The following is a 15,584-nucleotide window of genomic DNA, read 5'->3' on the forward strand; positions in this document are numbered from 1 at the left end:
TATGGAATTTGTTCAGGGTTTACCTCAAGGCGTATTCGTAGGGCAGACACGAGTTCACCACCCTTTGGCATTACCAGCAGAGCAAACAGAGCTAACAGGTTTTAACCTTGCTTTGCACGTTAAAGACGAAGCTCAGCGTGTCCAGCAGCATCGGATGATACTGTTAGATGAATTTGCTCAGTTTGGGGTTAAAAAAATGACATGGATGACCCAAACACATAGCACGATTTGCCATACAGTAAATGAACAAATTCCTTTTACAGCTTTAATTGGCGACGGCTTGATTACGCAAACCAAAGGTCATGCGTTAATGATGATGACAGCCGATTGTTTACCTGTCGTGCTTGGTAATGCTGAAGGTACAGAAATTGCTAACTTACATGCAGGGTGGCGAGGTTTAGCGGGAGGTATTATTGAAAATACAGTTGCTGCAATGCAGAACCCTCCAACATGGGCATGGTTGGGTGCAGCGATTAGTCAACCTTGCTTTGAAATCGGAGCAGAGGTAAAAACTGCTTTTTGTAGTAAATATCCTGAATTGGAAACTGCATTTATTGATGGGGCAGCTCCAAATAAATTTCATGCTGACTTGTATGCAATTGCTCGTTTTATCTTACAGAGACGAGGAGTTGAAAAAGTTTTAGGGGGAGATCAGTGTTCATACCAACAGCAAGATGAATATTTTTCTTACCGCCGTGATGCTAAAACTGGCCGTATGGCAACTTTTGTTTTTATGTAGTTTTGAAAAATCATATTTCTTCTTAAGGATATGATTGTTGTAATAATACTCTCTTATGTTGTTTAAATTTCAAAATAGCATAAGAGAGTTTTTTATTTTGAATTTTCCATATTTATTCAAGAAATTAAGGCCAGCACTGAGATTTCATGTTTATAGAGGAAGGTTTAGCAAGTTTTAATAAAATGATAAAATAGAAAAAATCGCTCAAAATATTAAGCTTATGTCTTTGCCTGAAAAACATCTCTCTATTGTCTATCACAGTCCCTATGGTCACACTGCAAAGGTAGCGTCTGCTATCGCAAGTGGCGCCGAAGTGATGGGCGTCAAAGTACATGTGATGAATATTGAGCATATTAATTGGGATGTTTTAGATGCCTCACACGGCATTATTTTTGGTTCCCCAACTTATATGGGAAGCGTAACTGCCGATTTTAAAAAGTTTATGGATAGTACATCCAAACGTTGGAAAAATCGTTTATGGCAGGGTAAGTTAGCAGCGGGTTTTGCAAATTCGGGCGGTTTAAGTGGCGATAAACTGGCGGTTCTGCAACAACTTAACATTTTTGCGATGCAGCACGGCATGTTGTGGTCAGGTTTACCTTTAATGACAACAGGCCATACTGAAACCGATTTAAACCGTTTATCGAGCTGTTTAGGGTTGATGACTCAATCAGATAATGCACCTGTTGAAATTACACCGCCACAAGGCGATTTAGATACTGCTAAATGGTTTGGTGAATATATTGCTGGGCTTTTATATAGATTACATTAGTGAAAAATAAAAAAGCCTCTATAAAGAGGCTTTTTAGTCTATTACTTATGAAATATACGTGCTTTATCACGTTGCCAGTCACGTTCTTTTTCAGTCGCTCGTTTATCGTGAAGTTGTTTACCTTTCACGAGTGCAATTTCAAGCTTAACCAGATGACCTTTCCAGTAACATGCTAATGGAACGCACGAATAACCTTTTTGGTTCACCGCACCCATAAGCTTTTCAAGTTCACGACGAGATAATAATAATTTTCGTGTACGTGTAGCTTCCGGCACAATATGTGTAGATGCAGAAAGGAGTGGTTGAATCTGAGCACCAAATAAGAATGCTTCACCATTTTTAAAAATGACATAACTTTCTGTCAAACTCATACGACCGGCACGTAAAGATTTTACTTCCCAGCCTAGTAAAGACATGCCAGCTTCAAATTTTTCTTCGATAAAATAATCATGACGGGCACGTTTGTTTTGTGCGATGGTTCCGCCATTATGTTTCTTTACAACTATCTTGTTCATCTTAACCTTTTGAAAATGATGAATTAATTTTATTACGGCTGGATTGTTACCCGTTTAATTACCCGTTTTAAAAGACACTCGACTTAAAAGAAAGCCTGCATTTAGCAGGCTATCATATCAGAATTATCTTTGTGTTTTTCGACAACTTTCTTAACACTAGATTCGTGCCAAAACACTTCTTTCTCACTAACCTTGATAGGTTGTGGAATTTCACCATTCTTTATCATGCGATAGAATTTAGTCCGGCCAATAGACATTAGCATCATAAATTCTTTAGCACGTACACGACGATCAATCCCCATTCACCCCTCCATTTCATTAAACTTCTTAACGATTGCCTCTTTAGCTTTCAATAAGAAGTGTTCACGTTCACTATCTTCAAACTTCCCATCACCAAGCATTTCTTGTGAATAGTAAATTGTCTCATCACCACAATCAGGATAATCAACTCTAAATTCACCATGTCTTAAGCGGAGATATCCAATCTGTTGACCTTGAAAAACTGCAATATATTGTTCAGGGCTTTCATCACATGTTTTGATTAGTTCAACTTCATCAGTAGTCAATAACATTTCACCCCTCCTTACTTTGCGATTTAACCTCATATTTTCCATTTACCCAGCCATCTTCATAATCTAAGCTTGGGCGTTCAATTTGGATGGCATGTTCTTTAACATCTCTCCAATTCATATTGTTTACAGCCCAATCATGAATTTCATAATCGTCAGATTCAAAGAGAGGGATAGTGTCATCATTTAGACTTTCTTCAAAAGACACTTCATCAACACCTGCAAAATACTTGGCGCGACTTTCAGCAATTATGCGAACTGGTACAGCCCATTTGCTTTCGTCTGGCATAGTCACGACATATTCTTTATCTAAAATACTCATTCAACTGTCGCTCCTAAATCTAAATACTGCTGTGCCCATTCCTCTGCAATTTCCGAAAGAGTCTCTTTTTGCTCTCTTTCATCCATCACTTCCCAACATTCCTCTTCGATCCAATCGGATAATTTCCCAATGTCCTCACGATGCGCGTTAGCCAAACCAATAGCTAAATGAAATCGAATTTTTAAATCTTTAAATGCTTTTTCACTCATTCCTCAGCTCCCGATTCAACATCCAACAACATGCTGCCTTCCTCTGGATATTCGGTCATCCAAAAGTAATAGCCTTTGCCACTGTGCCCATCTTCAAAAAATTTAATAGTTAGTTCAGTTTCAAGTTGATCTAAATCATTTTCACCATCTGGATTTACAAATTCGAGAAGGCTTTTTAATTGGTGACCATTAAGAGTTATGCTCATCCCTCAGCTCCCGATTCGCTTGCTTCTTCAACTTCATCCCAATTGACAAAGGCAACCCCTGAATCACATTTTATTTCACCCTTGTGATTGCAATTAGGACACTGAACCTTGTCCCCATCCCACAAGTAGCACCCAATGCCACGTTCAGTTGTTACTTCTGCATAGTCGCCAAAACCACAATTAGAGCAGGCATCAAGCCAAGTAATTTTAAGAGTTTTCATTTTGATCACCTGCTGCTTCAACCATTGCCTTATATCCAGTTTTACTCAGCGTCGACATCGGCGCGACTGAATATCGTTCATATGCTTGGAACATCTTTTCAGTTGGTACTCTTGGTAAAAGAACATAACCCTCTGGCACCGCCTGAGCTTTGGCTTTTTTCCACGACTTCCAACCTGCATTTACTTCGATCTCAGCTTTATCAGAAGCGAATTTAGAACCACTAAAGTAGTAATCTAAATCTGCGTTATAAATGCAGTGATAGATATCTGTTACAGCCTCAAACTCACTTCTTAACTTATTCAAATCTGTCATGCTGCTGCTCCTTAGCTCGGTCTTTTATTGAATTTGTCGAACGTTTGCATGAACTGATCAACACTAAATTGAATTGTTTTCTTGGCATTGTGCGGTTCAAATTGAGCAGCATATAGAGCCATACCAAGCCACATTACTGAGAATGTGAAAACCTTTGCTGAGTCTTTATCTTGGCTATTCATTTCATCAACCATAGGCCCAATAATTTTCTTAAAAATCTCTTCTGCGATCTGGTCAGAAGTACCGCTAATTGTGTTTAATTCGATTTGTTTCATGCTGCCACCTGCTGATAACTAAGTTGATTCATTTTCGCCATGCCGCGCATACGCAGTTGATCAACAAAATGTTTATCTCGATTCATCCAAGCTCTGCAAAATGAAGCGAATTTCTTTTGACATACTTCATTCATTGCAAAGCCATGTTTAGTTTCTTGAGTTGAAATCTTTGCTACTTCATTGCCTTTCTTAAGCACAATGAAACCTTTCTTATGAGATGGATAGAATCCGTTTTCACTCATCCAAACAGTGAAGGGGAAAGACATTGTGTCGGGTATGAACTTCATCATGCTGACCATCCTTCCTTATCAGACTTAGCACCACATTGTGTTTCGATTTCCTTTTGGTATTGAGTGCCGACAAACCGCTTGTATATCTCACCAAGTGCCTTTCTATTAGCAGCAAGTTCAATATCTTTCAGTGCACTGTGGAAATCAGCATCAGTTGGTTGTGGGTTGTGGTGATGGACATAGGCTTCTTGTTGATACTTACTGTCATCCCATCGACCAGAGAAAATATCGCCCGCAAACCCAATAGATGACATAGCTTTAACCAAGGCATCAGTTACTGATTTTTTAGGCGCATCTTCGTCAACAATCATTTTTCCGTTATTGGTTTTGTACATGGCCTTTGTGCCGCCCATCTGCTGAACAGCACAGCGTTGATCTCCTTTCATGTACCAGAACTCAACAATTGCCCAATGAATCATGTCCTCAGGCCCACATTGTTGAAAGCCTTGATTGATAATGTCATGACCCCATCCATAACCAGCAGGGCCAAAAACACGAGTAGCTTGTTCAATAAGCCAATATGGTTTAGGTGAGCTTCCTTTGTAAGCTTTACCAGTGATGGGTTTAACAGCCAATGGATCAGTGATGAAAACCTGATTCCATAAATTCATGTTTTCTTCAGTATTTACACTTGCTATTTTAATTTGAGCATTCATGACTTAACCCTCAAAACTTAATAGAAACGTGTGGAACTAAGCCTTTATTGATGGCTTGCAAAATCTCTTTTCCTTTTGCTTCATCAATACCCAAAGCTAATAAGCCTTTTAGCGCTTCATTACATATTTTTTTACGGTGAGCTTGGTTAGCTTGGCGCGCTTCTTCTGCTTGGCGTTCGGCCTCTAGCTTTGCGGCTTGCTCAGCTTCAATACGTTTACGTTCTGCTTCTGCTGCATGTTGTGCACGTAATTCAGCAGCTTCTTTTTCAGCAACTAAACGGGCTTCACGTTCAGCAGCTTCGCGTTTTTCACGCTCTGCTTTAGCAATAGCTTCTTGCTTTTCACGTTCTACACGTTCGGCTTCTTCTTTAGCTTTACGCTCAGCTTCTAGACGGGCTCTTTCAGCTGCTTCATGTGCAATACGTTCTTCGTGTTCACGTTGTAAACGTTCTTGTTCAGATTTGCGTAGGCGCTCTAACTCTGCTTGTTCAGCTTCACGTTTTAATGCAATTTCAAGTGATTTTTTATATGAGCTAAGGGCCGCATCTTTTTTGATTGCTGCTTCATTGGCAAATTCAGCAAAGCTTTCATCAATTGCCGTTGCCTCAACTTCACTTATGATTGTCTGAATAAGCTCGCTAGTTGAGAAGGTATCAACGCGACCAGCATCAAAATTAGAGATTCGATTTTTAATTGACTGAATTCGATCTTCTTCAGCTTTTTCCCATTCATCTAGTGGCTTACGAATTTCATCACGTAAAGCATCACATTGATCGCGCCATGCTTTTCGGTCACGATCGATCACAGCAGCCTGCGCTTTAATGCCAGCAACTAAATCTTTACCATGGTTATCTACAGCAGTTTTAGACTTACTTACTTTATAAGCTTGTGAAGCAATAGCATCACGACCTTTTTTAGTTGAAACATCAGGAACTATTGATCGTGCTTGCTCAGCCATACGATTGAATAGTTCTTGAATGCCATTTTCTTTGCCGAATGCTGCCACAATCATGTTTTGTTCTACTACTTGTAATTCATTAACTTGTGCATTCATCTTTAATCACCTTTATATTTCGAATTTGAATAAATAGGAGACAATTCACGAGTCGTTTGATCTTTCTTAACTACGACTTGATTAACTGGTCCGCATTTGTAATTTGGTTCTTTCTCACCGATTGGAGTGCAGTGCTCCAATGTCAAAGCCCATCTTTTCCAAGACTTTGAGAGGGCATCCCAGTAAAACAACTGGTCTTTATTTGCTTTCAACTTCCAATCACTGCCACCAAAAGTGCTGTAGTGAGTTGCTTCATCTTCTTCACCAACACTGAAACCAAACTGCTCAAGAAATTCTGCATTGAAGAAAAAGCCCATACACACCTCACGCTTTAATAGTTGCTAAAAGGTTTGCAGTGTGTCGGCGCTCCATTTCTGCAATCTTGCTTCGCCACAAATGGTATTCTTTCGAGTCGATGTCGCCACGTTGGAAGGCATATTCAACTGCGCCAGCTAGAAGCTCAGGATGTTTGCTTAAGTCCTTCAAAAGCTTTGATTTAGCAGCATCAAACGAGATATTGGCCAACATATTCATTAGATAATCCCCCAGTGAACCGCCAAGATGAGGTTGAAGAACCCAATGAAACTAGTTAGTGCTATGTAGTTATCCATGAGAGAGCTCCTTGTCTTGCTCACCCTCACTAAGCTCTTTAAGTCCTTTAAGGGTTTGTTCAACTAAGTGTGAGAAATCAACTTCATAACTAATTCTTGAACCATCTTCAGATTTAAGCTTCAATGAGATGCTTGGAAGCTCTATGCCTTCATGTTCAACAAGCATCATTAGGGCTTCAATTACCACAACTGAAACGGTTGCAACTGATTTTGTATCCATTAGTTATCTCCTTCCACTTGCACACGCACATACTCATCATGTTTCTGCACATCATCTGAAAGGTATTTGAAGTAACCAAAGGCGCTGAAAGCCAAAAGGACAAATACGCTTGCCATTACCAAGCCAGAGTTAGAATGTCTAATCGTCTGCTTGCGGTTCTGATTCTTGATCAGCTTTGCTATTAATGCTTTTTCTGTCATAATCTTCTCACTCATTGAGTAAAAGTCCCGTCGGTCGAATGTCTGGGACTTTTTTGTTGGTTGGTGAGATATAATTTAGTATTTACTAAATATTTAGTCAAGAACTTTAGTGAATTTATTTGGTGAAAAATTTCGTATACACTAAAAATAAGAAAACCCACACGGGGTGGGTTAGATGGAGTTTATTATGAATCAAGAACAAGTATTCCAGCTTATCCTGGCTTTAATTCAGCAAGGTTGCACAGATCCTGATGAAATAGTTAGCACTATCAAAACTATTTCAGAAAAAGTATTCTAGTTTTCCTGAGGAACGTGCTCATTTCCTCTAGCAACGCTATGGCATTGTGAATAAAGTTTTAACCAGTAATCTCTAGACTTCTGTTCGTCGGCTACATTTTTATTTTGAGCCATAGTAAAACCAACTTCCTTATTGGCGATTAATACCATCAATTCATAAGCAACACGAGCTTCAGAGTTATTTTTTAATTCCAATGGTCCATTTAAAACTACTTTATCTGTCATTACATTTCTCCACCCGATCTGTTGTTAAGACTGTGTCGGGTTCACAGTTTAAATTTCTTGCTGCCCTGAAAACTCAATTCTTGAAAGAAAGCCAATGGGTAAAGCTATTTGCTCTCCTGTGATGGTTTCAAAATTAACCCAAATTGCTGATGCTTCATTCTCAAAATTAATACTAGTTAGTTTTACCAGATTATAGGGTTCTGCTTTGCCAGACATGATTATGTTAAAGCGACAATTTTCCTCACGAACATAGGAGATGAGCATTTGGTGTATTGCCGTCTGCTCAGAGCTTGTTAAGCCTCTATATTCGTGTAGTTCCGGTGGCTTGTATTTTTTGCTCATGGTATTTGCTATTAATTATCAGTTTATGTATTTTTAAAAATAAGGGTGAGGGGGAGTTCGAACCTCCCCCTCGGTGCTTACCAAGTGAAGAATTTGAATATCGATAAAAAGTCGATTTTTATCTTTAATCTAAATCCATTCTTAGTTCGCAGTTCCAGTAAAAACATGGCATAAACCTTGTAATTGCTGGTAGGCACCTACCAATATAATTGGTAACTTATATAGCGCTATGCCTAGCGCTTGCCCTGAAAGTGTGCGCACACCGTAGGGGCGTCAGCTCACTATTGACACTGGACCTTGTCCTGCTCCCTGAGCAACGTATCTTTAGATCACCTTTAGCAGCTTCCTAGGCTGCAATTCGGGATTAGGTGTCCCGAATCCTTTAATGAGTTATTTCCCTATTGTGTCTCACCACAACCCCAATAATTGATATTTCAATTTGTGTTGAGTTGTAGGTTGGGTAATCAGGGTTTAGTGGTACTAGTTCAACAACATCAACTCCAAATTCATTAATACCAATCACTCTGTACTTTTTGAAAGTTGTTCTTGCTATTCCATGTTGGACTTCTTGAGCAATTACAAGCGATCCAGGTTTAGGTTCAAGAGATGCATCAACAACAATTTCATCGCCAGCCTTAAATTCTGGTGACATGCTATTTCCTTCAACTTTAAGAGAGAAAACGCACTCTGGCTTATATCCTTGATATGTTGTGTAGCTTTCTCCAATAGGGTTTATTCCATCATAGCCAACATCATGGAATAGACCTGCTTGGACATAATCTAATAGGGGAATTGTTCGAAGGTTATTCTTGGTTGGTCCAACATTACTTTCAGACACAATAGGGCTTTGATCTTCTTGGTTTTCAAGATCTAAATAACCATTAGGCCAGCCTACTTTTTTCTCTAAGTTCCTAGCAGCTCTCTCGCCAAAACTACCGTGACCATTAATCATTTGTGAAATATGGCTCGTACTTAAGTCGTAATGTTCGCAAAAAGCTGCATCACTCTTAAATTTCCCAGATTCGATTAAAGCATCAATAGCTTTTCGCAGATTTCTGCGTCTTCTTGCAACAGTATCCATAAGCTCTATTTCATATAGTTTTTAGTAAAAAGTAAATTCGTATTCGCTAAATATCTGTTGACTTGTTTAGTGATTAAAATTAGTATTTACTAAATAAATTCACTAAAGGAGATAACTATGTCTTCTTCAAACACAGAACAGCTTAAAGCTTACTTATCGAAGATGACTGTTGAAGAACGAAAAGCCTTTGCAAAAGCATGCCTAACGACTTTAGGGAATCTTCAACAAATTATTTATGTCAACAAAAAATGTGGTGCTGCATTAGCTATTCGAATTGATAAAGAAAGTGAAGGAAAAGTTCCTTGTGATGAACTTTGTCCTGATGTCGATTTCGATTATGTCCGCAGCCAAGCATTAACCGCTTAGGAACTAAACCATGAGCAAAGTATCAACCGAATTGAGTGCAAGGGCTAGAAATGAAGTTTCTAGAGTTTTGCAAGCCCTTGCATCAAGCAATCAAAGTCAGGTTGCTGAACAGTTGGGGATTGATCCAAGCACATTATCACGAATGAAAAATGATAGAAAATCCAATGGCTTGACTGAGCTTGAGAACTGTTTAGTGCTGTTGGACATTCTTGGATTTAAGACTGTCCTCAAGAAATATCGAATGATTAGCGAGGAAAAACTAAATGCGCTTTTTGTGATGTCAAAAGCGTGGATGGAAAGCAAACAAACAATTGACGATCTTTTTCAAGATGACATTGAAGATTTCGGCATGTGTTTTGAGCTTGGATATAAAGAAAAAGCCTGATGGTGACAATCAGGCTCAATGTTCAAACGAGGTAAGTCATATGAACTATTCAATATTAGCAGACATTGAACTAAATCGGAAGATTAGTTTGTTTCAAAAAGCGGTTGAGGCTTATGTGCTTAATCGAACTCTCGAAAACTCTATGGCATTGGCTAAAGCGAAAGCTGATTTAGCTGCATTTGTATTGAGAGGTGTTTGATGGGTGCATCAATTCCAATTATTAAGTTGATTGAAGCTATGAACGAACAGCCAATAGCATTCAACAAGCACTATGTATTTTTAGGATGTGGGATCAATGGAGCCTTGATGCTCTCTCAATTGGTCTACTGGACTTCTCGCACTAAAGACAGTGAAGGTTGGATCTTCAAAACACATCATGAGTGGACTCAAGAAACTGGTCTTACTCGTCGTGAGCAAGATACGGCTAGAGCAACACTTAAATCACTTAAATTCATCTCTGAAAAAAAGATGGGTGTGCCTCGTCGTGTTTACTACCGTGTAGAGCATGAAAACCTTTATCAAGCTTTGATCGAATACTCTGAAAGCATTGATATTAATAGTATGCACAATTCCGCCACACTGAATGCACAGAACAGCCATACTGAATGCACAAATGCGCCAGACTGTATGCACAATTCCGCCACACTGAATGCACAAATCCGCCCATCTAATACAGAGAATACATACAGAGAATACACAGAGAATACTACAGATATTATTTGTGCTGAATCAGCACCAAAAACACAAAAATTCAAAGCAAAAGATTTCTTGTTGAAAAACGGAGTATCTGAGCAAACAGCAACTGAATATATTGATCTTCGCAACAAGAAGAAAAAACCAGTAACTCAACGAGCTTTACAACTTGTTTTCAAACAAGCTCAGGAAGCAAAACTAAGTAATGAGCGTGTATTCCAAATTATCGTTGTTCGTGGTTGGGAATCTTTCAAAGCAGCTTGGAATTGGCAGGAGACAAATGCAGAGCTTGAGCAATTAGAAAATCCAGTTGTTGAGCAGCATCAAGCCATCCCTGAACAACCAGCAACACAGTTCAAAGGCGTTGCTAAGAAATTTAAGGGGATGGATTAATGATCGAACTATATTCTATTCCGGTTGAGCAAAGCATTCTGTCTACGCTCATGACGATTGACCAAGCTGCTGATGAGTTTATCTCACAGATCGATGCTCAAGATTTCTTTGCATCACAACATCAAATCATTTTTGCACACATTAAAAACCAATTGAGCAAGGGTGAGTCGTTTGATGAAGTGACTGTATTTGAATTGATCAAGGCGAATCCCCTAGAGATTAACCAGATTGACGAGCAGTTCATTGTTAACTTGATGAGCCGTGTAAGCAATGCAAGTTTGTTGGTTACTCACATCAAAAAGCTAAAAGATTTCTCTACTCGCAGAAAGCTTCAAGAGACTAGTAAGCTGATCAACTCAATTGCAAATGACTTGGTGACGCATACTGCTGAATCTGCTGTAAGCAAGGCTCAGTCATTAGTTCAAAACTTAGATTTTGGTGCAGGTGAGGACAAGCTTAAACATGCTCATGAATTCTCTAAGCAAGCTGTGAAAGAGTTCCTTGATCGCCACATGGCAATTCATAACCAAATGCCTTATGAGGGCGGTATCAAGACTGGCTTTACTGCTCTGGACAACAAACTAGGTGAAATCAGTAAGGGTGATCTAGTCATCATCGGTGCACGCCCATCAATGGGTAAAACGACGTTTGCTCAAAACATTGCAGCAGACATGATGATCAACCAATCTTTACCGGTTCTATTCATATCAATCGAAATGAAGGGTAGACAGATCGCACAGCGCTTAATTAGCGGCATTGGTGGAGTAGAGCTACGCAAAGTATTAACAGGCCATATCGACCCAAATAGCGACGATACGCAGAAGGTCAATAACGCTGCTCTAGTACTTGAGAAAGCACCTTTGATGATCGACGACAACAACCGCGCAACTGTGGCAACTATCCGCAGATCAGCTAAGAAGGTTCAAGCCAAATACGGAAAGATTGGCGCAATCTTTGTTGATTACATCCAGAAAGTAACACCACTCACTAAAAACAACTTTGGTCGTTCTGACAAAGATATCGGTGAAATATCTAATGAGCTTAAGCGTATGGCAGGTGACTTTGATTGTCCTGTGATCGCACTAGCACAGCTTAACCGTAACTTAGAGAACCGCCCAAACAAACGCCCTGTAAACGCAGATCTAAAAGAATCAGGCGACTTAGAGCAAGACGCAGACATCATCATGTTTATTTACCGCGATGAAATCTACAACAAGGATTCTAAAGAAGCAGGTACAGCAGAAATCATCATAGGTAAGGCTCGTAACGGCTCAATTGGCACAGTTCGATTAGCTACAGACTTGTCACGCGCAACATTCGCTGACTTAAGCCCTGAGTATTACCAGTCTATGGAAGAGAGAGGTGCAGCGTGAAAGCAATAAAACGAGTTAAAGCATTCCAAAACATTTTTGACATTTTGTTATTCGCTACACATGCAACACAACCTTTCACGATGAAGGATTTGCATGACCATGTGTTAGATGCACCTAACAACACTATCCAATGCTATGTGCAGGAATTAATTAAAAGCGGCTACTTGGAAAAGGACTCATACGCAACTTACAAGGCAACTCAATTTGCAAAGGACTTGCTGAATGTTAAAGGGGAGCTGAAAGCATGAGAAAGCGTAAACAGAATAAAGCTCAGCACTATCAACTCTCTTGGAATGTATTCAATGCAGTTGAAATCGTAGAGCAATACGAAAAGCAATCAGGTGATACGACAGGTCAATTGCCTTTACCAGTGCTAATGAAGATTTATCAAGGGTCATTACTTACAGCATTGCAGTTCGGGACTATTCCGAATCATCAGACTTATGGTGTGACTTTCTTCGCAAAAATCAAGAAAGATTCAGGCGAGGAAGGAATTGTAGAGCGCGGCTTCCGTATCGATACACCAATGAAGCTATCAGAGTTCATCAATGGTTATTCAGATTGCTATGTGAACAAAGGGCAAGGACTTAAAACCAAAGGCTGGAAAGGCGCTAAGGAAGAATGGCTCTCAATGATGGATGAAGAGTTCAAAGGCGATACATGTCTTGATGCGTGGGCAGTGGCTAATTGTTTGTATAAGGGGAAAGCGGCATGAGCATTCAAAACACATTGCAACAACGTGGTGAGCGTTACGGGGAGTTTAAAGACGTTGCTCAGTTGAGTAATGACTTGATGCGCTTACTTCAAGCTACTCCTAACTACAACCAATCATTATCTGACTCGCAGCATTTCGCCTTGGTCATGATGACAAACAAGATGGCTCGCATCGTTAATGGTGATCCTAATTACATCGATAACTGGCACGACATAGCGGGCTACGCAACGCTTGTAGAGCAAGAGCTAATCATGACAGGACATGACAAGGAGGCGGTATGAAACGATTAAACGTACTAGTTGCTTGTGAATACTCTGGCCGTGTTCGTGATGCTTTTGCCGCTCTTGGTCATAATGCTATGTCTTGTGATTTACTCCCAACAGAAGCACCAGGTAATCACTATCAAGGTGATGTTCGGGATGTACTTAATGAAGGTTGGGATTTATTAATTGCTCATCCGGAATGTACTTACTTAACAAATGCAGGCGTATGTCACTTGCATAAGGACCCTAGCCGCTGGCCTAAGCTTTTTGAGGCTGCTGAGTTCTTCAAGCTCTTCTTAAATGCAACTCATATTCCAATGCGTGCAATTGAAAACCCGATCATGCACAAGTATGCAAAAACTTTAATTGGTGGTGTGCAGCAAAGCCAGGTTATTCAGCCGTGGATGTTTGGCCACACAGAGCAGAAAGCTACTTGCCTATGGTTGGAAGGATTAAAGCCATTAACACCAACTAACAACGTCAAAGAAGAAATGATGTTGTTGCCAAAGAATCAACGTGAACGCCTGCATTACTTGCCACCTGGTCCTAATCGCTGGAAAGAACGTTCAAGAACTTATCCTGGTATTGCTGAAGCAATGGCTTTGCAGTGGGGCGGAGATGTTCGCCATTTAGATGTGAGGGAAGCGGTATGAAACCAGAACAGTTTATTCGTGAGTACGGGGTGGATAAGGCGAGAGATTTATTGGATCAATTGCATAAGCTTGGCTGTCCAGATGATATGAAAATCACTGTAATTAACGGTATGTGGCAACGTACGAGCAATGGGTTCACGTATCCAGAACTCAAGCGTCTGGTGGAGGCGGTTGATTTAGTAAATAGCTTAGGTGGATTAAAAGCAGCACGTTCAGAAGCTCTCAATTTGGTTTGCCAATTAAAGACACTTTGGGTTTAGCCAAAAAGATTATTGAAGATGAGGATCTTTATTACGAACTAACTCGTAGAGCCTGTAAATTATTTTGTGTAAGTTCCATTTTTTATAAATGATCTTTTAATCGATCATCGAACTGAATCGTAAACCAATTCATTGCTAAACGCCAATTTTGAATTGGCATCGTCCATTTCTTCGCAGCATTTGATGTTGCTAAGTAAATGACCTTCTTTACTGAGTCATCAGATGAAAAGATTTTCCTTTTCTTCGTTGAATGGCGTATTACGCTATTCAACGACTCAATCGCATTTGTTGTATAAATTGCATGACGTATTTCGGCTGGATAGCTAAAGATCGTTCGGATATTTTCCCAATTGGCCCGCCAGGATTCTCCAATTTTGGGATACTGGTGATTCCATTGATCACAGAAGATGTCTAGGGATTTTAAAGCATTTTCCTCTGTACTTGCCTGATAAATCGCTTTCAGACCCGACGTAACAGCTTTGTAGTCTTTCCAGCTTACAAATCTCAGGCTATTGCGTACAACATGCACGATACACAGTTGAATATCAGTATGAGGGTAAACAGAGGCTATCGCGTCAGGGAAGCCTTTTAATCCATCTACACAGGCAACAAGAATGTCCTGTACTCCTCGATTTTTTAGCTCTGTCATGACTGACAGCCAGAATTTGGCACCTTCTGTCTGAGCAATCCACATACCCAGTAATTCTTTTTGCCCATCCATATTGATGCCTAAAGCAAGGTATACGGACTTGTTAATCACATTGGAGTGCTGACGGACTTTGACAACAATACAGTCAAGATAGACAACAGGATAAAGGCTATCTAAGGCTCTATTTTGCCACTCAGTCACTTGCTCAATCACAGCATCGGTAACTTTGCTGATGAGAGATGCTGACACATCGGCATCGTACATTTCTTTGAAGAAGGCTACAATTTCCCTATTAGTCATTCCTTTTGCATACAGTGAGAGGATTTGGTCATCCATACTGGTGATGCGTGTTTGGTGCTTTTTGATAATTTGTGGCTCAAATGAACCTTCTCGATCACGGGGAATATCTAAAGCCAGTTGTCCATCTTGAGTTGTAATGGTTTTAGAACTAAACCCATTACGGCTATTTGAGCCTTTCTTGGGCTGATGCTTTTCATAACCGAGATGGTCTGAAAGTTCAGTATTGAGTGCAGTTTCAATCATGAATTTTTTAAAGACTGCTGTCATTTGGTTTAAGTCTTCTGGTGTTTTTAGACCTTTAGCCAATTCGGCAGCCATACTTTTGATTGTTGCTTCATCCATGTGAAGTACCTTTTGTAATTATCCTCTGAAGGATAAATGAAAATTAAGTACTTACACAAAATTTAGAACAGTCCC

The 15,584-nt window shown here is 39.8% G+C and carries 32 protein-coding genes; 12 read left to right on the plus strand and 20 right to left on the minus strand.

The window, feature by feature from the left end:
• Position 1 precedes the first annotated feature (1 nt).
• Both pgeF and MKL62_RS12275 read left to right on the plus strand, forming a co-directional pair.
• Positions 2-739 (plus strand): peptidoglycan editing factor PgeF, encoded by a 738-nt coding sequence (gene pgeF / locus MKL62_RS12270; RefSeq protein ID WP_000397510.1) that lies wholly within the window; start codon positions 2-4, stop codon positions 737-739.
• 220 nt (positions 740-959) lie between these two features.
• A complete protein-coding gene (locus tag MKL62_RS12275) occupies positions 960-1,511 on the plus strand; it encodes a flavodoxin family protein (RefSeq protein WP_005129467.1) in 552 nt (183 codons plus the stop codon).
• A gap of 41 nt (positions 1,512-1,552) precedes the next feature.
• Here the strand turns inward: MKL62_RS12275 and smpB are convergent, their stop codons facing one another.
• From smpB to MKL62_RS12370, 19 genes are all read right to left on the minus strand, one after another.
• Positions 1,553-2,026 (minus strand): SsrA-binding protein SmpB, encoded by a 474-nt coding sequence (gene smpB / locus MKL62_RS12280; RefSeq protein WP_001033994.1) that lies wholly within the window; start codon positions 2,024-2,026, stop codon positions 1,553-1,555.
• Positions 2,027-2,127: 101 nt separating this feature from the next.
• Complete coding sequence (locus MKL62_RS12285; RefSeq protein ID WP_104039212.1) at positions 2,128-2,328, minus strand: helix-turn-helix transcriptional regulator; 201 nt, start codon at positions 2,326-2,328, stop codon at positions 2,128-2,130.
• Positions 2,329-2,598, minus strand: a complete 270-nt coding sequence (locus tag MKL62_RS12290) for a hypothetical protein (protein ID WP_000927771.1) — start codon at positions 2,596-2,598, stop codon at positions 2,329-2,331.
• A 1-nt stretch (position 2,599) separates the two neighbouring features.
• Entirely contained in the window at positions 2,600-2,917 is a 318-nt protein-coding gene (locus MKL62_RS12295) for a hypothetical protein (RefSeq protein WP_270899770.1), read from the minus strand.
• A complete protein-coding gene (locus MKL62_RS12300; protein ID WP_001290364.1) occupies positions 2,914-3,126 on the minus strand; it encodes a DUF7167 family protein in 213 nt (70 codons plus the stop codon). The genes MKL62_RS12295 and MKL62_RS12300 overlap by 4 nt, the downstream gene beginning before the upstream one ends.
• Positions 3,123-3,332 carry a hypothetical protein gene (locus MKL62_RS12305; protein ID WP_031995404.1) on the minus strand — a complete coding sequence of 70 codons (210 nt, stop codon included), beginning with the start codon at positions 3,330-3,332 and terminating at the stop codon, positions 3,123-3,125. The genes MKL62_RS12300 and MKL62_RS12305 overlap by 4 nt, the downstream gene beginning before the upstream one ends.
• Positions 3,329-3,553 (minus strand): hypothetical protein, encoded by a 225-nt coding sequence (locus MKL62_RS12310; protein ID WP_038349503.1) that lies wholly within the window; start codon positions 3,551-3,553, stop codon positions 3,329-3,331. Before MKL62_RS12310 ends, MKL62_RS12305 begins: the two co-directional genes overlap by 4 nt.
• A complete protein-coding gene (locus MKL62_RS12315) occupies positions 3,540-3,866 on the minus strand; it encodes a hypothetical protein (RefSeq protein ID WP_038349505.1) in 327 nt (108 codons plus the stop codon). Before MKL62_RS12315 ends, MKL62_RS12310 begins: the two co-directional genes overlap by 14 nt.
• Before the next feature lie 11 nt (positions 3,867-3,877).
• On the minus strand, positions 3,878-4,141 hold the full coding sequence (locus MKL62_RS12320; RefSeq protein ID WP_038349506.1) for a hypothetical protein: 264 nt from the start codon (positions 4,139-4,141) through the stop codon (positions 3,878-3,880).
• Complete coding sequence (locus MKL62_RS12325; protein WP_171195220.1) at positions 4,138-4,431, minus strand: hypothetical protein; 294 nt, start codon at positions 4,429-4,431, stop codon at positions 4,138-4,140. The genes MKL62_RS12320 and MKL62_RS12325 overlap by 4 nt, the downstream gene beginning before the upstream one ends.
• Entirely contained in the window at positions 4,428-5,087 is a 660-nt protein-coding gene (locus MKL62_RS12330) for a hypothetical protein (RefSeq protein ID WP_052210408.1), read from the minus strand. Before MKL62_RS12330 ends, MKL62_RS12325 begins: the two co-directional genes overlap by 4 nt.
• Positions 5,088-5,097: 10 nt before the next feature.
• Positions 5,098-6,141, minus strand: a complete 1,044-nt coding sequence (locus MKL62_RS12335) for a hypothetical protein (RefSeq protein ID WP_038349508.1) — start codon at positions 6,139-6,141, stop codon at positions 5,098-5,100.
• A 2-nt stretch (positions 6,142-6,143) separates the two neighbouring features.
• Complete coding sequence (locus MKL62_RS12340; protein ID WP_038349509.1) at positions 6,144-6,458, minus strand: hypothetical protein; 315 nt, start codon at positions 6,456-6,458, stop codon at positions 6,144-6,146.
• A 7-nt stretch (positions 6,459-6,465) separates the two neighbouring features.
• Positions 6,466-6,675, minus strand: coding sequence for a hypothetical protein (locus MKL62_RS12345; RefSeq protein WP_017394215.1), 210 nt, complete (start codon positions 6,673-6,675; stop codon positions 6,466-6,468).
• 69 nt (positions 6,676-6,744) lie between these two features.
• Positions 6,745-6,972: a hypothetical protein gene (locus tag MKL62_RS12350; protein WP_038349510.1), complete on the minus strand. Its 228-nt coding sequence runs from the start codon at positions 6,970-6,972 to the stop codon at positions 6,745-6,747.
• Positions 6,972-7,172, minus strand: coding sequence for a hypothetical protein (locus MKL62_RS12355; RefSeq protein WP_270899771.1), 201 nt, complete (start codon positions 7,170-7,172; stop codon positions 6,972-6,974). Before MKL62_RS12355 ends, MKL62_RS12350 begins: the two co-directional genes overlap by 1 nt.
• Positions 7,173-7,466: 294 nt before the next feature.
• Positions 7,467-7,694, minus strand: a complete 228-nt coding sequence (locus MKL62_RS12360) for a hypothetical protein (RefSeq protein WP_000130515.1) — start codon at positions 7,692-7,694, stop codon at positions 7,467-7,469.
• Between the two features lie 48 nt (positions 7,695-7,742).
• On the minus strand, positions 7,743-8,036 hold the full coding sequence (locus MKL62_RS12365) for a hypothetical protein (protein WP_024436197.1): 294 nt from the start codon (positions 8,034-8,036) through the stop codon (positions 7,743-7,745).
• 382 nt (positions 8,037-8,418) lie between these two features.
• Positions 8,419-9,117 carry a LexA family protein gene (locus MKL62_RS12370; RefSeq protein ID WP_000381818.1) on the minus strand — a complete coding sequence of 233 codons (699 nt, stop codon included), beginning with the start codon at positions 9,115-9,117 and terminating at the stop codon, positions 8,419-8,421.
• A 117-nt stretch (positions 9,118-9,234) separates the two neighbouring features.
• Here MKL62_RS12370 and MKL62_RS12375 point away from each other — a divergent pair, with 117 nt between their 5' ends.
• Genes MKL62_RS12375 through MKL62_RS12420 form a run of 10 tightly spaced genes read left to right on the plus strand, consistent with a single transcriptional unit; the run spans position 9,235 to position 14,218 of the window.
• Entirely contained in the window at positions 9,235-9,483 is a 249-nt protein-coding gene (locus MKL62_RS12375; RefSeq protein WP_000099229.1) for a helix-turn-helix domain-containing protein, read from the plus strand.
• Between the two features lie 10 nt (positions 9,484-9,493).
• Positions 9,494-9,868, plus strand: coding sequence for a helix-turn-helix domain-containing protein (locus MKL62_RS12380; protein WP_000049342.1), 375 nt, complete (start codon positions 9,494-9,496; stop codon positions 9,866-9,868).
• Positions 9,869-9,908: 40 nt separating this feature from the next.
• On the plus strand, positions 9,909-10,067 hold the full coding sequence (locus MKL62_RS12385) for a hypothetical protein (RefSeq protein ID WP_001109646.1): 159 nt from the start codon (positions 9,909-9,911) through the stop codon (positions 10,065-10,067).
• Positions 10,067-10,954, plus strand: a complete 888-nt coding sequence (locus MKL62_RS12390) for a DNA-binding protein (RefSeq protein ID WP_270899772.1) — start codon at positions 10,067-10,069, stop codon at positions 10,952-10,954. Before MKL62_RS12385 ends, MKL62_RS12390 begins: the two co-directional genes overlap by 1 nt.
• Positions 10,954-12,327, plus strand: a complete 1,374-nt coding sequence (locus MKL62_RS12395; RefSeq protein ID WP_188200065.1) for a replicative DNA helicase — start codon at positions 10,954-10,956, stop codon at positions 12,325-12,327. Before MKL62_RS12390 ends, MKL62_RS12395 begins: the two co-directional genes overlap by 1 nt.
• A complete protein-coding gene (locus tag MKL62_RS12400; protein WP_000644293.1) occupies positions 12,324-12,575 on the plus strand; it encodes a hypothetical protein in 252 nt (83 codons plus the stop codon). Before MKL62_RS12395 ends, MKL62_RS12400 begins: the two co-directional genes overlap by 4 nt.
• Positions 12,572-13,042, plus strand: a complete 471-nt coding sequence (locus MKL62_RS12405; protein WP_230258763.1) for a hypothetical protein — start codon at positions 12,572-12,574, stop codon at positions 13,040-13,042. The genes MKL62_RS12400 and MKL62_RS12405 overlap by 4 nt, the downstream gene beginning before the upstream one ends.
• Positions 13,039-13,323 (plus strand): DUF6378 domain-containing protein, encoded by a 285-nt coding sequence (locus tag MKL62_RS12410; protein WP_188200023.1) that lies wholly within the window; start codon positions 13,039-13,041, stop codon positions 13,321-13,323. The genes MKL62_RS12405 and MKL62_RS12410 overlap by 4 nt, the downstream gene beginning before the upstream one ends.
• Complete coding sequence (locus MKL62_RS12415) at positions 13,320-13,958, plus strand: hypothetical protein (protein WP_188200022.1); 639 nt, start codon at positions 13,320-13,322, stop codon at positions 13,956-13,958. Before MKL62_RS12410 ends, MKL62_RS12415 begins: the two co-directional genes overlap by 4 nt.
• Positions 13,955-14,218, plus strand: a complete 264-nt coding sequence (locus MKL62_RS12420) for a hypothetical protein (RefSeq protein WP_270899773.1) — start codon at positions 13,955-13,957, stop codon at positions 14,216-14,218. Before MKL62_RS12415 ends, MKL62_RS12420 begins: the two co-directional genes overlap by 4 nt.
• Before the next feature lie 82 nt (positions 14,219-14,300).
• Here the strand turns inward: MKL62_RS12420 and MKL62_RS12425 are convergent, their stop codons facing one another.
• Positions 14,301-15,509 (minus strand): IS256-like element ISAba26 family transposase, encoded by a 1,209-nt coding sequence (locus tag MKL62_RS12425; protein WP_000343018.1) that lies wholly within the window; start codon positions 15,507-15,509, stop codon positions 14,301-14,303.
• Positions 15,510-15,584 lie beyond the last annotated feature (75 nt).

Origin of the sequence: Acinetobacter sp. AOR01_HL (genome assembly GCF_027855455.1) — a bacterium.
Lineage (GTDB): Bacteria > Pseudomonadota > Gammaproteobacteria > Pseudomonadales > Moraxellaceae > Acinetobacter > Acinetobacter baumannii.